At 41.8% G+C, this 13,490-nt stretch carries 14 protein-coding genes; 8 read left to right on the forward strand and 6 right to left on the reverse strand.

Annotated elements, in window-relative coordinates:
* Positions 1-108: 108 nt before the first annotated feature.
* Positions 109-1,314: a tRNA preQ1(34) S-adenosylmethionine ribosyltransferase-isomerase QueA gene (gene queA / locus HWQ41_RS17020; RefSeq protein ID WP_292765194.1), complete on the reverse strand. Its 1,206-nt coding sequence runs from the start codon at positions 1,312-1,314 to the stop codon at positions 109-111.
* A gap of 245 nt (positions 1,315-1,559) precedes the next feature.
* Between queA and HWQ41_RS17025 the strand changes: the two genes are divergently transcribed.
* Entirely contained in the window at positions 1,560-1,949 is a 390-nt protein-coding gene (locus tag HWQ41_RS17025) for a hypothetical protein (RefSeq protein WP_292765057.1), read from the forward strand.
* Between the two features lie 70 nt (positions 1,950-2,019).
* On the opposite strand, the gene HWQ41_RS17030 is transcribed toward HWQ41_RS17025, so the two are convergent.
* Positions 2,020-2,520, reverse strand: a complete 501-nt coding sequence (locus tag HWQ41_RS17030) for a YraN family protein (RefSeq protein WP_292765059.1) — start codon at positions 2,518-2,520, stop codon at positions 2,020-2,022.
* A gap of 99 nt (positions 2,521-2,619) precedes the next feature.
* On the reverse strand, positions 2,620-3,135 hold the full coding sequence (locus tag HWQ41_RS17035; protein ID WP_292765062.1) for a hypothetical protein: 516 nt from the start codon (positions 3,133-3,135) through the stop codon (positions 2,620-2,622).
* Positions 3,136-3,222: 87 nt separating this feature from the next.
* Between HWQ41_RS17035 and HWQ41_RS17040 the strand changes: the two genes are divergently transcribed.
* The 3 genes from HWQ41_RS17040 (at position 3,223) to HWQ41_RS17050 (ending at position 4,904) form a co-directional block, all read left to right on the forward strand.
* Positions 3,223-3,732, forward strand: coding sequence for a pentapeptide repeat-containing protein (locus HWQ41_RS17040; RefSeq protein ID WP_292765064.1), 510 nt, complete (start codon positions 3,223-3,225; stop codon positions 3,730-3,732).
* Between the two features lie 86 nt (positions 3,733-3,818).
* A complete protein-coding gene (locus tag HWQ41_RS17045; protein ID WP_292765067.1) occupies positions 3,819-3,953 on the forward strand; it encodes a hypothetical protein in 135 nt (44 codons plus the stop codon).
* A 171-nt stretch (positions 3,954-4,124) separates the two neighbouring features.
* Positions 4,125-4,904 carry a Uma2 family endonuclease gene (locus HWQ41_RS17050; RefSeq protein WP_292765070.1) on the forward strand — a complete coding sequence of 260 codons (780 nt, stop codon included), beginning with the start codon at positions 4,125-4,127 and terminating at the stop codon, positions 4,902-4,904.
* A 150-nt stretch (positions 4,905-5,054) separates the two neighbouring features.
* Here HWQ41_RS17050 and HWQ41_RS17055 read toward each other — a convergent pair whose 3' ends face one another.
* Positions 5,055-6,668 carry a HEPN domain-containing protein gene (locus HWQ41_RS17055; RefSeq protein WP_292765072.1) on the reverse strand — a complete coding sequence of 538 codons (1,614 nt, stop codon included), beginning with the start codon at positions 6,666-6,668 and terminating at the stop codon, positions 5,055-5,057.
* Between the two features lie 495 nt (positions 6,669-7,163).
* Entirely contained in the window at positions 7,164-8,918 is a 1,755-nt protein-coding gene (locus HWQ41_RS17060; protein WP_292765075.1) for an N-acetylmuramoyl-L-alanine amidase, read from the reverse strand.
* An 84-nt stretch (positions 8,919-9,002) separates the two neighbouring features.
* On the opposite strand from HWQ41_RS17060, the gene HWQ41_RS17065 reads away from it, so the two are divergent.
* From HWQ41_RS17065 to HWQ41_RS17075, 3 genes are all read left to right on the forward strand, one after another.
* The gene (locus HWQ41_RS17065) at positions 9,003-10,640 is read left to right on the forward strand and encodes a CTP synthase (protein ID WP_292765077.1); all 1,638 of its coding nucleotides are present in this window, start codon (positions 9,003-9,005) and stop codon (positions 10,638-10,640) included.
* A gap of 101 nt (positions 10,641-10,741) precedes the next feature.
* A complete protein-coding gene (locus tag HWQ41_RS17070; protein ID WP_292765079.1) occupies positions 10,742-11,164 on the forward strand; it encodes a hypothetical protein in 423 nt (140 codons plus the stop codon).
* A 36-nt stretch (positions 11,165-11,200) separates the two neighbouring features.
* Entirely contained in the window at positions 11,201-11,791 is a 591-nt protein-coding gene (locus HWQ41_RS17075) for a Uma2 family endonuclease (protein ID WP_292765082.1), read from the forward strand.
* A gap of 54 nt (positions 11,792-11,845) precedes the next feature.
* On the opposite strand, the gene HWQ41_RS17080 is transcribed toward HWQ41_RS17075, so the two are convergent.
* Entirely contained in the window at positions 11,846-12,511 is a 666-nt protein-coding gene (locus HWQ41_RS17080) for a type I restriction endonuclease subunit R (RefSeq protein WP_292765084.1), read from the reverse strand.
* Positions 12,512-12,901: 390 nt separating this feature from the next.
* On the opposite strand from HWQ41_RS17080, the gene HWQ41_RS17085 reads away from it, so the two are divergent.
* Positions 12,902-13,435 (forward strand): VCBS repeat-containing protein, encoded by a 534-nt coding sequence (locus tag HWQ41_RS17085; RefSeq protein ID WP_292765086.1) that lies wholly within the window; start codon positions 12,902-12,904, stop codon positions 13,433-13,435.
* The last annotated feature ends 55 nt before the right edge of the window (positions 13,436-13,490 follow it).

Here is a 13,490-nt window from a genome sequence, read left to right on the forward strand (position 1 = left end):
ATTGTAGACCTATACTTATTTTTAGCTCCTCATAAGTCAGAGTACCCATCACGAAAGAAAAAATTCCAAATTCCCAACTTTTAACTCCTAACTCCTAACTCCTAACTCCTAACTCCTAACTCCCACAGCTGACGGCAAAATTAGCATTGCATCACCGAATGAATAGAAACGATAGCCTGAAGCGATCGCTTCCTGATATATATTCAATAACCGTTGTCTGCCAATTAGCGCACTTACCAACATCAGTAAACTGGAACGTGGTAGGTGAAAATTGGTAATTAAACCATCCACCACCCGCCATTGGTAGCCGGGATAAATAAACAAGTCTGTTTTACCGCAAAATGGTTGTAAATTCCCAGATTTAGCCGCCCCTTCTAATGCCCGTACTGCCGTTGTTCCCACAGCGATAATCCGACCGCCAGCTGCTTTAGTGGCGCGGATTTGCTCTACTGTGGCAATGGGAACTTCAATCCATTCTTCATGCATGTGATGGGTAGTTACGTCCTCTACTTCCACAGGGCGAAATGTACCTACACCAACGTGCAGCGTTACAAAAGCTTGATTGATTTGGCGATCGCGCAACTTTTGTAATAATTCTGGAGTAAAATGTAGTCCGGCTGTCGGAGCTGCGATCGCTCCTGGCTGTTTGGCATAAACTGTCTGATACTGATCATCAGCAGCTTCTGAGGCAGTGATGTACGGTGGTAGCGGTACTTCACCAAATACCTCTAACAGTTGCACCAAAGATTTTCCCTCTGGCACATCAAATTGCAACAAACGCCCCCCGGTGGCTGCGTCTGTTTCTAGAACCGTAGCCGTGAGTTGGGGCCTGTTTACTGGGTAGGAATCTTCCCAATCCCCAATGCCTAATCCCTGATCTCTAATGCCCAATTGCCTTGCTTCAAAAATAATCTTCGCTCCCTGTTTGAAGCTTTTTCCGGGCTTAACTAAAGCTAACCAACAGTTATACTGCCGTTCTTCCAACAGCAACACCTGGATTTTAGCACCAGTGGATTTATGACCATAAAGCCGCGCTGGAATAACTTTTGTATTGTTCATCACCAACAAATCACCAGAGTGCAGCAGTGCAGGCAAATCATGGAAAATGTGGTGTAGGGGTGCTGTTTCGGTGTCTGTAGTGGGAGAATTAACCACCAGTAACCGTGAACTATCTCTAGGAACTGCTGGGTTTTGGGCAATGAGTTCTGGAGGTAGTTTGTAGTCATAGCCAGCTACCGAGCAATCTAATTCAAAATCTTTTGCTTGTGGGCGAGAGGTGTCTTTCAAATTGGCTTGTACTAGTTTTTGCTTTATTTAGTATTTATACTCTCTTAAAAAAGCTGCTTTGAGCTTTCCCTTCTAAAGGAACTTTAAGGCATCTTCGCTCAGTTTTATCGCTAGGCTATAAGATTGATACTATTAAGTAACACGGAAAAATTAACATAAAAATTGGGTAAACCTCCCCATCTAAAAGCGGGGGCTTTTACCCTACCGGGAACAGGCATTGATTGACGAAGATAGATATGTAGGATTGGCTTTGATCCCAAGCACCAACAAACATGGAATACTTGTACTATCTGGCAAATGCCAGTCTAACCCTGAGGGTCGTTCAACACCTGCACGCTAGACCCCAGACACCAGTTTCTTTCGTCACCGTAATTCATCAAATTGATGGCTGGGTGGTTAGGATCAAACTCAAAGGCCAAGTCTCGTCCCAAGAAGATGGCGACTTTCGCGCTTTTCTAAATGAATTAGGAATTAGCTACGAACCGCCAATGAGGGTGCAAATGGCACTTTGGAGTTTGGAAGCGGGACAGTGCCCTGTGGAAGTGATGCGTCGCTATCAGGTAGCGATCGTTTCTCATGGTAGCCCAGAGAGAGACGAAATTGAGGCGTTCCGGCAACAATTTGTCCGTGGCTTAGGCTACTGCCCAGAAACTTTGGCGTGACACTATTTGGTTGTAACGGCACTACAAAATTATTGGTCATTGGTAATCAAGATATTTTATCCATTACCGATTAACCATTATCAATTAAAGAGTCGAAAGCTGCGGGAATGTATTCTTGCAGCTTAAACTTGTATTCGGCTGCTGATGAAGTAGCTAGAGCTTCCTGGGTTGCTGTAACCCCACTGATAATTTTTGATATCCTCTGACAGTAGACAATAGCAACATCGAATCGGCAAGAATAATCTGCCTTCTCAGGATACTGGGCTAAGAATATTCCAGCTGTGCGCCAGATTTTTGCTTGCTTTTGTGGGGTGATTGCGCTTCTTCCCCCTGCATCCCAACTGCCTGAACTGCGGGTTTTAACTTCAACAAATGCTAGTAATGAGTGCTGAGTACTGAGTCCTGAGTTCTGAGTAAGGAGTTTTTCCCCTACTCCTCCATCATATTGGGCGATGATATCGATTTCTCCCCAACGGCTAGAAAAGCGACGATGGAGAATTATCCAACCTGTAGATTGCAACCATTGGGCTACTAGGTCTTCTCCTAATTGACCACTATTTGTACAATGCATATAAACTTTAGTATAGTATTCTGGGTTATTTAATGACTTAATTCAACAGGAAAATAAGAGTTTCTAGCAGTTAACCAAAATCATATTCCCATGATGTGCTTATTCTTCCCTTCCTGGCGTGGCATTCCCAACAGTCAAAATAAAGTGATCATAATTGGGGTAAATATCCATAAAAGAGTGATGCTCGACATATATGCCACCACCGCATTCCAGAAAGGTGATGAACGGCTCATAAGGGTCAGGAAGACCATTCGCTGGGACTGCATCAAATTCCCGTAGACGACACCAAAATAAGTAATTACGTACCCCTAGCACAACATAGACACTACCACGCCTAGTTGGTATCCGGTCGCTGTTGTATAACTCCTCCAGCCATTGCATTAGGGGAGACGCGAGTTCAATGTCAGGGCGAATCTGGACAGCAAGATTTTCAAAAATATGCTTCTGTTCGCTCTGCAAAAACTTTGCCCATTGTCTTACCCGCGACAGAAATTCTAACATCAGTTCTGTAAGTCTTTCGTCTTTCTCCCCCATTCCCAGCGTATCCCACTGAATAGCCTGAAGTCGTGCGAAGGCAATGTTCAAATCGTCATATGAACTTGAATTAGTATTCATAAAAATATTTTTAAAGGATTTTTGCGCTAACATCTCTGACTCAAGGATAATGAGATGGAGGAGGGTTCGCCATTGGCTAAAAATAGCATGAATTTTAAGTTAAGCGCCCGGATTTGGGCAAGCATACTCAGCCTATTCCTGTGGGGAATAGTTGCCATCACCGCAACAGTCGGTTTTGCTTCCACAGCTTTGGCACTCGAATATAATAAGGAAATTTTGGTTGAGGCTGATTTCTCAGGACGTGATTTAACAGATTCCAGCTTTACCAAAGCTAATCTTCGCCAGAGCAACTTCAGCCGAGCTAATTTGCGCGGTGTCAGTTTCTTTGCGGCAAATTTGGAGTCTGCGAATTTGGAGAGTTCTGACTTGAGAAATGCCACTTTAGACTCAGCTCGTTTAGTCAGAGCAAATTTGACAAATGCATTGTTGGAGGGTGCCTTTGCTGCTAACGCCAGATTTGATGGTGCAATCATTGACGGGGCAGATTTTACCGATGCGCTGCTGCGTTCCGATGAGCAAAAAAAATTGTGCAAACTTGCCAAAGGAACTAATCCGATTACAGGACGAGATACGCGTGACACGTTGTTTTGTCCTTAGTATTTTCTACCTGGGCATTGGGGATTGGGCACTTGTACTGACTTGTACTGAGCGGCGTCGAAGTAGCGTTGCCGAAGTATTGGGCATTGGTTATTTCCTCTCTGCTCCTCTGCTCCCCATTTCCTGCTTATAAAATAGTGATATATCTTTATGCATCTTGGGCGATCGCACTGCCATTACTCAATAAAATAGCGATCGCTCCCACCATGCCGCCTATTTAAAAATACATACAGTTTCAAAATATAAGATTTCATATATTTCTACCCGCAATCAAAGCGGTTCTGGCAGGGTAAAAGCACTGAAATCAAGACAGAGCAAGGTGTTATACTAGTTCGGAACACCTTATGGGAAGCGTAAAGCACTAAACAAATAGCTGCAATACTTTTCAAAGTATGAGTGAAACACTTGCTGATATTGCCATACCGCCTCAGTTTCCCGATCACACTCAACTACCAGAGTCTGATGGTACGTTTGTGAAAAATTTTCAAGAGCATCCCCAAACCGTCATTTTGACAGACTCAATTGCTCAAGTTTTGCAACGCCTACATCCAGATGGACAGTATTGCATTGGTCAAGATTGTGGTATTTATTGGCGAGAGACTGAACCACCAGAAAAAGGAGCAGCAGCACCGGATTGGTTTTATGTCCCTGGTGTACCACCAAGGCTAGATGGCAAAAACCGTCGCTCCTATGTTTTGTGGCGGGAATACATACCGCCATTGATTGCCATAGAACTAGCTAGTGGTAATGGCGATGAAGAACGAGATGTCACTCCTTTACCTCTAGCTGGTAGTAGGGAAGGCGCAAAACCAGGTAAATTCTGGGTATATGAGCGAGTAATCCGAATTCCCTACTATGCCATTTATGAAATCAGTAATGAGAAACTGGAGGTTTATCACCTGGTAGATTTTTCTTACCACAAAATGCAGCCTAATGAGCGAGGCCACTACCAAATTCCTCCTTTAAGAGTGGAACTAGGGTTATGGCAGGGAACCTACTTGAATAATCCTGAGCAATTTTGGTTGCGCTGGTGGGATTTAGAGGGAAATCTGTTGCTGATTGGTAAAGAAGAAGCTGAGTTGCAAAGGCAAAAAGCCCAGCAAGCAGAACGAAAAGCTGCACAATTAGCAGAACGGCTCAGGGCAATGGGTATCGATCCAGAAGTAGAGTAATATTTACTAACGTTATGGCAAGCCGAAAAACTTAGTAATTATAGGCAAAAGCTTACCACAGACTTCAACTAGCTTTTCAGTAGTGGACTTAAAGCATTCTAAGCCCAAACTCTCAACACTGCAATCAATATTTGCAACGGCAAAGATTTATTATTGTCGCATTAAAATTTGCTCAACTCTCCTTTTTATAACTTCTTCATTCACACCTAGAAACCTCATAATGCAACATCTTAGTAAAGCTTCTAGGTGATTAGAAAGTCTATACAGTTGACGATATTCAATTATAGATTGGATATCTGTATTCTCATCGAGATGTGTGAGTTTATTTCTAATAAGAACTACAGAGCCTATAAAATTATCGCGTAACTCCTTTTTAGTTATAAACCCTGTTGGAAAGCAAGATTGATTAAGCCGAATAAGTTCCTTAAGACGTTTTCTAAGAGAAAATTCATATAGATAGGATAGCCTTAGCTTAAGGGAGTCTTTGAACTCTGAACTCAGATTATATAAATTTGAATCTGATTCGATTACTTGTAAAAGGCTTTGATAAATGCCATTTTCATATTCTTGTTTATCAATATATCTGCCACCAAACAGAATTCTATGAAATGCTTCTATAGCTTGTGCAAGGGTGAGAAATCTTTCTGTTAAATACCTTTTGGGAAGATAGAATAGTCCAAGATATAGATTTATTACTGGTTCTATTTTTTTGGAATCGCTATACCATTTTAAAAATACAATGTCTAAAATATCTTCAACGTCAGCAAAATAAAATAAGACTTTATCTTCATCGAAATTCTCCTTAGAGTCTGATATCGATATACGAAAATATATTTTTATTGGAACTATTTCCTCAGTTTCATCTTCAATTACTTTTACATCAGATTGATTGCTTATACTGAAATATTCATTTTGGAATATTACATTTTCATCACTATGAGGCATTTTTTTGATTAAAGATTCAATATCGCCTTCAATTTTTGGCTTTTTTACTTTTGTTTTGAAAAGTGTCCCTACTTCTGTCAAGTTGGTAGATTGTCCTGTAGCAAATACCAAAAAATCTTGAACTTTAAAAATGCCTTTTATATAACTGTCTAAATCATTTGGCTCAGGAGAGTTTAGTTCAAAAAGCTTATCCTCTAGTATGTTTACCTCTCCAATATGCTGACTAAAGATTGATGCAAAGTATAACCCTGTCGGATTTATTGGTCTATCCTTTATACCTAAATTAAAATCTCCTACATCGCATAATGATTTTCTAGGTAAAGGATTATATTGTACACGAAGCTCCTCAATTCTTGTCTTGGAAAAATCGGAAGTCATTGTTACATTAATATTCTGGATGCGAAGCCACTTCTCTAGATTCACGAAATGAAAATATATATTTTCTAATCGAATGTCTTCTTCCCTATAGAAGTGAAATCCTCTTAAAATATAAGCTGGTATACATTTAGTTTGCACTAATCCTGTACTTATACCTTCACCATAAACTACATTTTTGTAAAGAGTTACTTTCTCTCCAATAGTTTCACCATTTGAGAGAACACCAAGGATAATGGGTATATTTTCTTTGCTAAAAGCTTTTTTTAACTGTTCCTCTACAGTTTCTTCCATCCTCTCAATTAGGCTTCCAACTAATTTTAATTCTGGAAGCTCATAAGGTGAGAATTTTAGTATTCCTACTACACCATAATCAGGATTCTCTGGCAAAAACCAACGTCCTTGAACTTCAAACTCAGGAAAAGTTAATTTCGCAGTAACCATCTAAAATCACTCTTAGCTGAAGGAACATTTAGCGTTATCAGGAGTTTCGGAGCTTAAGTTATACAACAAAACTGATATTGACAAGTAGCAACCAGCAGGAATTAATTGCACCTCATGCTTCCTTTAATATAACCAGTTTAATAGCAAAACTCAGCCTTTTACTTAGGTTTACACTTCGTTGCAATACAGAAAAGTGCAAGGAAGTTATATAGCATTGGCTTAAAAAACCCTTGTAGTAACGTACTTTTCACTTTGATACCACAAGCATTTTTTACTTTTGACTTATTAGAACTCTCAAAAATGACGCGCCAAATCCTTAATGCCCAATGCTGTATTCGCAGTCTTGCCCGTGACGATCGCACTATAAAAGTCAAAAAGCTTGAACAAAGACCGATCGCAACATTGAGCAGGAACTAGCTAAAAAAGAGCGTTAGCGCTAGCCTTGTCGTCAGACATCGCACTCCACCAAATACAACACTAGTTGTACCTCCAAATTTACTTAACACTTCTAAGCCACTCAGTAATTCCCTGAGCGATCGCATTTGCCGTTTTCTTCTGTACCTCTGGGTTCACTACCTGCTCAAATTCATCGGGATTGCTCATAAAACCCAATTCCAGTAACACCGATGGCGCAGCTGTCGGACGTGTTAGCGCCAGGTTATCCCAAAACACACCATAGGAAGGTCTACCGAGTTTTTTGACTACATAGTTGTGTAAAAACATTGCGAGGTTCTGGGCTTGGGGTTGATACCAAAATGCGCCGAATCCCTTGATTTTTTCGGCATCGCCATCATCTGGTAGAGAGTTGTGGTGTATGGAAAGTGCGATCGCTGGTTCTTCTTTACTAATAATTGCCTGACGTTCTACTAGGGAAAGTTCGCGATCGTCCTCCCGCGTCATCACCACTGTCGCCCCTTGCTTCACCAAATCGTCGCGCAGCAACTTAGATACCACCAAATTCACATCCTTTTCTAAATATCCAGTTGGGCCACTGGCACCAGTTTCTTTACCGCCATGCCCTGGATCTAGTACAATCTTGAAATTAGCTAAAGGCTTGCGTCTTGTGTTCCCAATTTTAGGCGGATGACGCAAAGCTAAAACCAGGGTTGTACCGTCGTATCTCAGCTTATATCCCCACTGTTGAGCTTTTTTGAGGTTAAAGGTGTATTTTACTTGTCCTGGAGCTTCCTGTTGCCAATCTAGGCGAGAAATTAGGGGGTTATCATCCAGGCGAATAATGTCCGTTTGAGCAGTGGTATTGTAGAGAGTGAGAGCGATCGCTTGCTCATTTTGTTGTACGCTCACAGGTATGGGAACTTGCAAAGGGAAAACTATCTCTGTCGCACTAGGGAGTTGACGGTATCCGACACTGCGAATTATTGTTTGTGGCGGAACTGCACCAGGTAAAATGCGGGTTTCTTTACTATTAATCCAAGCGCCATAGTCTAGGCGCAACCATTCACCTTCCCTACCTGTAACTGTTGTGCGTGTGCCTTTGGGCAATGGTGTGAGTCGAGAATAATCGCTGCTTGGGCCAGTGCGTGCAATACCTGCGTCTACCGTTATCTCAGCAACTGGCAACTCTGCTCTTGAGAGGATTTGAACTTTACCAGATCCTGGTTGAGTTATCGTCTGGCCATTAAGCGTCAGTTGAAACTGAGGTTGTCCCAGAACAGCGGCTGTTGCCCCTGTGGTGCAACCTTGATAATTGCCTACGCTAGACTGAGCATGAGGCTGATTTTGCCCTGTCAAAGCTGCCGAATTACTTGGTAGTTCTGCCTGTTCGGGTTGGGGTGAAAGGATAACTGTTTGATTAGCCAGGTTGACAGAGACATTGGCATTGGGGGGTGCTAACGCGCTAAAACAAATTAGTTCTCCCGGTAGTCTGGCTATGTCAACTGCGGGAGTCAGGGAATCTTTAGCAAAGGCTAACCCCTGTGGTAGCTCAGGGCTAGTGGTAAGCCTTGTCACTTCAATCTTGAGTTCTTGATTGTGGTAACGCACAGTAAAAAGATTCTCCCCCAACTGCAAGGGGAAACTAGGGGAAAAATGACCAGCTTTGCTGCGGGTAATTGGCTTACTATTGATCAAAACCTGACCATCTGGTGGTGCAGTGCCCAGAAAGAAGATTTTTTGGGCACTTGTCTGGTAGTTTGTCTGGGGAAAAATGACTATAAGAGATGGCTGTGCCAATGCTATCGAGGAGGAGAGAATAAAGCCTAATATTACTAATCCTAGAAGGTTTTTCACAGCAAGTCACAGAAGATTACACCACAACAACTGTGGCACAATGACGGGATGTATTTTTAGAAGTTGTTAGAAATTCAAACTACTATGACTAAGTTTATCTTTGTAACTGGAGGCGTAGTTTCCAGTATTGGTAAAGGCATTGTAGCAGCAAGTCTAGGGCGTTTGCTCAAGTCGCGCGAATATTCGGTGTCGATTCTCAAACTCGATCCTTATATCAATATCGATCCTGGCACAATGAGTCCCTTTCAGCATGGGGAAGTATTCGTTACCCAGGATGGTGCGGAGACAGATTTGGACTTGGGGCATTACGAACGCTTTACCGATACCTCAATGTCGCGCTTGAACTGTGTTACTACTGGCTCAATTTACCAGGCAGTGATCAATAAAGAGCGACGCGGAGACTACAATGGCGGTACTGTACAAGTTATTCCCCATATTACGAATGAAATAAAAGATCGGATTCTGCGAGTTGCTAAAAGTACAAACCCCTCTGTAGTGATTACGGAAATCGGCGGTACAGTGGGAGATATTGAATCACTGCCGTTTTTGGAAGCAATTCGCCAGTTCCGCAAAGAGGTGGGACGACAAAATGTGTTGTATATGCACGTAACGTTGGTACCGTGGATTGCCTCTGCGGGTGAGATGAAAACTAAGCCAACACAGCATTCAGTTAAGGAACTGAGATCCATTGGCATTCAACCAGATATTTTAGTTTGTCGCAGCGATCGCCCCTTACCCAAGGGATTAAAACAGAAATTGTCGGGATTTTGCGATGTGCCGGAAGAATGCGTCATCACTTCCCAAGATGCCCAAAGTATCTATGAAGTACCGCTGAATCTGGAATGGGAAGGAATGGCAGAACAAGTGCTGGACTTGCTGCAAATGGAACAACGCAAACCAGATTTGACGCAGTGGCAAACCCTGGTAAAACGGTTACATAGTCCCAAACACGAGGTAGAAATTGCCATTGTCGGGAAATATGTGCAGTTAAGTGATGCCTACCTATCTGTAGTGGAAGCACTCAACCATGCTGCAATCTCGACTTATGGCAAACTGCGCCTGCGTTGGGTGAACTCAGAAGATTTGGAAACTGAACCAGCCGAAACTCATCTTCAGGGTGTCGATGGCGTAGTTGTGCCAGGAGGTTTCGGTGTTCGGGGGGTGGATGGCAAAATTGCCGCCATTAAATACGCGCGCGATCGCCAAATTCCTTTTTTGGGTTTATGCCTGGGAATGCAATGTTCTGTGATTGAATGGGCTAGGCACGTAGGGGGATTAACAGAGGCTAATAGTGCTGAATTTGACCCCTATACAACTGATCCGGTAATTAATTTATTGCCAGGACAGCAGGAAGTAGTTGATTTAGGGGGTACAATGCGCTTGGGACTATATCCTTGTCGTGTTATACCTGATACTCTGGCTTTCAAGCTTTATCAAGAAGATGTGATTTATGAACGACATCGACATCGATATGAGTTCAACAATGATTACCGCGATCTGTTATTGAAGTCTGGCTATCTGATCAGTGGTACTTCTCCCGATGGACGCTTAGTTGAAATTGTGGAATTACCCAAGCACCCATTCTTTCTTGCTTGCCAATTTCATCCAGAATTTCAATCACGCCCCAGTACCCCTCATCCCTTATTTAAAGGGTTCATTCAAGCAGCGATCGCTCTTTCTCTCTCAACCTCTGGTACTCCAACACCATTGGAGGTGTCATAACAATTCATAATTCATAATTAATTGCAACATTAACTTAAGGCTTCAGCAGTTTTGGACATACAGGGTGCATCATTCGTAAATTTCGGACTTGAGGAGATGTTGTGGCGTACTGGGTGAGAATCCTTTACGAGAGGAGAGAATATGTAGTGAATTTTGAGCGTGTCCATGCTTTTTGTTATGAAGTGAATGGCAGGGTTACTTTTTGGTTGCCCGATAGTGCCATTCCAATAGTGATTCACCCGCAAACTAACTTAGAAGATTATCAAAAGATTCTTGATTATTTAGAATGTGTGACGGGGTTAAAATTAGATCATGCCTACTGGGTGAAAATTATTTACGAAAAAAACGAATATGTAATTAATCTCAACTGCATCAGTTCCTTTTGTCATGAACCGAACGGCAGGATAACTTTTTGGTTGCCAGATGGCACTATCCCCATCATTATTAACCCTGTGAGTAATCCCGAATCCTATGAAAAAGTCGTGCAATACATTAAGGAAGCAACAGGATATTCTTTGTCTTAGTATTAATTGTTAACGTGAGACACGAGGAAAGATTCAATGAATACTGTTGTGCTTAATCTAGAACCGATTGCTCATTTAACCGATGAGCAATTTTATCAATTGTGTATTGCCAATAGCGATTTAAGCCTGGAAATGAATGGAGCCGGAGAATTAATAATTGTGCCACCAGTAGGAGGAGAAAGCGGAAACCAAGAAGCAGATTTAATTACAGACTTAAATAATTGGAATCGTCAAGTTAAATTAGGCAAAGTTTTTAGTTCTTCAACTATCTTTATACTTCCAAATGGTGCAAAACGTTCCCCTGATGCGGCTTGGGTAAAGTTGGAACGGTGGGAAGCTTTAACACTAGAAGAACGAAAAAAATTTCCGCCACTTGTACCCGATTTTGCAATTGAACTGCGTTCCGAAACAGATGTCTGGCGACAAGCCGCTACGCGTCTACGGCTTGCACCTATCCAAGCGAAAATGAGGGAATACATAGAAAATGGTTTGCGTTTAGGTTGGCTAATTAATCCTCAAGATAACCAAGTGGAAGTTTACCGACTTTTGAAAGCTGTAGAAGTTATTCAAATGCCGGCGATTCTTTCTGGAGAAGATATATTACCTGGATTTGAGTTGCAAGTATAGGTAGTCCATAAGCCTGATGGCATGAATTTACTTACTGCATTGTTCACAATTTTGTCATTCCGGGGGTAAAAGCCCAATTAATTCTCCAAGGCGCTTCAAGATACTGAGTACTTGGTGTAGTTCTGAATCACGTTCAATTGATAGCGCATAAGATCGTGCATACCAAGGATGTTCTTGTTGAATCAATTTGATAAAAACAAATTCCCTACCGTTGATTAGTAAACCAAAAGTTGCTTTTGCAGGATTTGGACGATCAAGCATATAAGCGAGTGCTTGAGGTAGGGCTGTCATCACATCAAATTTACTGCTTTTAGATTCGATGACAAGTACCCAAAAACGTTTTTGGATGACAAGAACATCAATATTTCCTTTAACGATAATGCTTTCGTCTTCAGCAGAAATCTCCACAGAAGTCTCGGTTTCAATCTCAAAAGGAGGTTGATAAAACCCAGCTAAATCGAGTAAAGGAGACAGCACTACCATCTTTACCGCTTCTTCTGACATCAGACGGTGCTTATTCAAGTTTAAATAGTTGCTTTTGACTCGCGCGTAGACGCGTAACGGCTTGTCGTTAGACATCGCTTGCTTTTCACTATCAGTCAGAGTTGGTAAATTTTCTGTCCATTCTGTAAAAAAGTTGGTGTCTGTGGCAAGTTGCAAACCAAATTTTTCTTCTAATTCGTAAAGACTGATATCTCTAGCTGGGATTGCTTGAACCATAATCTAAAATTCTGAATAGTGTTGCCATATCAACAAAAATCAAAGAATATATCTTTAAAAATGAGCGATCGCTTTTAAACGAATGCTGTTTACCTCCTGACTCGCGATCGCACAAACCCCTATTTTCTCCTCAGTTTCCGAAAGTTTGTGATCTACTGAATGTAAAAGTTTGTAACCAATTGGATAATTCCTAAAACTTAGCCGTAATTCTACATATAGGACTCTTATTGGATTTTTGAAATATACATAGGGTGTCTTGGGAAAACGTAACGCACCCTAAATATACTTAGACTTTTTCAAAAATCAAATCGGATTCCTACAGGTGCGTAGTTTTATCGTGCAATATTACTATGTGCAACTTTGGTAGTGTCTTAATCAAGGAAAACAGCTATGCAACATAACACTGACTTTAATGGCGACGGCTTAAGCGACTTCATCCGCCAAGAAAAAGGTACAGCGGTGGATGGCATTCGTGATGTTGAAGTATATCTGTCCAAAGGAAACGGTACCTTTAATCCAGGCATCCCTTTAATAGATGCCTTTGCTGCAAACGGGAACGTTGCCAATCTGATTACAGGAGACTTTAATGGCGACGGCTTAAGCGACTTCATCCGCCAAGAAAAAGGTACAGCGGTGGATGGCATTCGTGATGTTGAAGTATATCTGTCCAAAGGAAACGGTACCTTTAATCCAGGCATCCCTTTAATAGATGCCTTTGCTGCAAACGGGAACGTTGCCAATCTGATTACAGGAGACTTTAATGGCGACGGCTTAAGCGACTTCATCCGCCAAGAAAAAGGTACAGCGGTGGATGGCATTCGTGATGTTGAAGTATATCTGTCCAAAGGAAACGGCATCTTTAATTCGGGCATCCCTTTGATAGATGCCTTTGCTGCGAACGGGAACGTTGCCAATCTGGTATAGAGGCTAAACCTAGAAAAACTGTCATCTAGTCATACCGTTTCACTTTAAGATTGAT

The organism is Nostoc sp. NOS(2021) (assembly GCF_017115025.1).
Taxonomy (GTDB): Bacteria; Cyanobacteriota; Cyanobacteriia; order Cyanobacteriales; family Nostocaceae; genus Nostoc.

Bases quoted from the DNA above. Each gene is read 5' to 3' on its own strand.
- HWQ41_RS17040 (WP_292765064.1), top strand. From the start codon at position 3,223: ATGAATTTTAAGTTAAGCGCCCGGATTTGGGCAAGCATACTCAGCCTA.
- HWQ41_RS17030 (WP_292765059.1), bottom strand. From the start codon at position 2,520: ATGCATTGTACAAATAGTGGTCAATTAGGAGAAGACCTAGTAGCCCAA.
- HWQ41_RS17025 (WP_292765057.1), top strand. From the start codon at position 1,560: ATGGAATACTTGTACTATCTGGCAAATGCCAGTCTAACCCTGAGGGTC.
- HWQ41_RS17085 (WP_292765086.1), top strand. From the start codon at position 12,902: ATGCAACATAACACTGACTTTAATGGCGACGGCTTAAGCGACTTCATC.
- HWQ41_RS17065 (WP_292765077.1), top strand. From the start codon at position 9,003: ATGACTAAGTTTATCTTTGTAACTGGAGGCGTAGTTTCCAGTATTGGT.
- HWQ41_RS17050 (WP_292765070.1), top strand. From the start codon at position 4,125: ATGAGTGAAACACTTGCTGATATTGCCATACCGCCTCAGTTTCCCGAT.
- HWQ41_RS17080 (WP_292765084.1), bottom strand. From the start codon at position 12,511: ATGGTTCAAGCAATCCCAGCTAGAGATATCAGTCTTTACGAATTAGAA.
- HWQ41_RS17075 (WP_292765082.1), top strand. From the start codon at position 11,201: ATGAATACTGTTGTGCTTAATCTAGAACCGATTGCTCATTTAACCGAT.
- HWQ41_RS17035 (WP_292765062.1), bottom strand. From the start codon at position 3,135: ATGAATACTAATTCAAGTTCATATGACGATTTGAACATTGCCTTCGCA.
- HWQ41_RS17055 (WP_292765072.1), bottom strand. From the start codon at position 6,668: ATGGTTACTGCGAAATTAACTTTTCCTGAGTTTGAAGTTCAAGGACGT.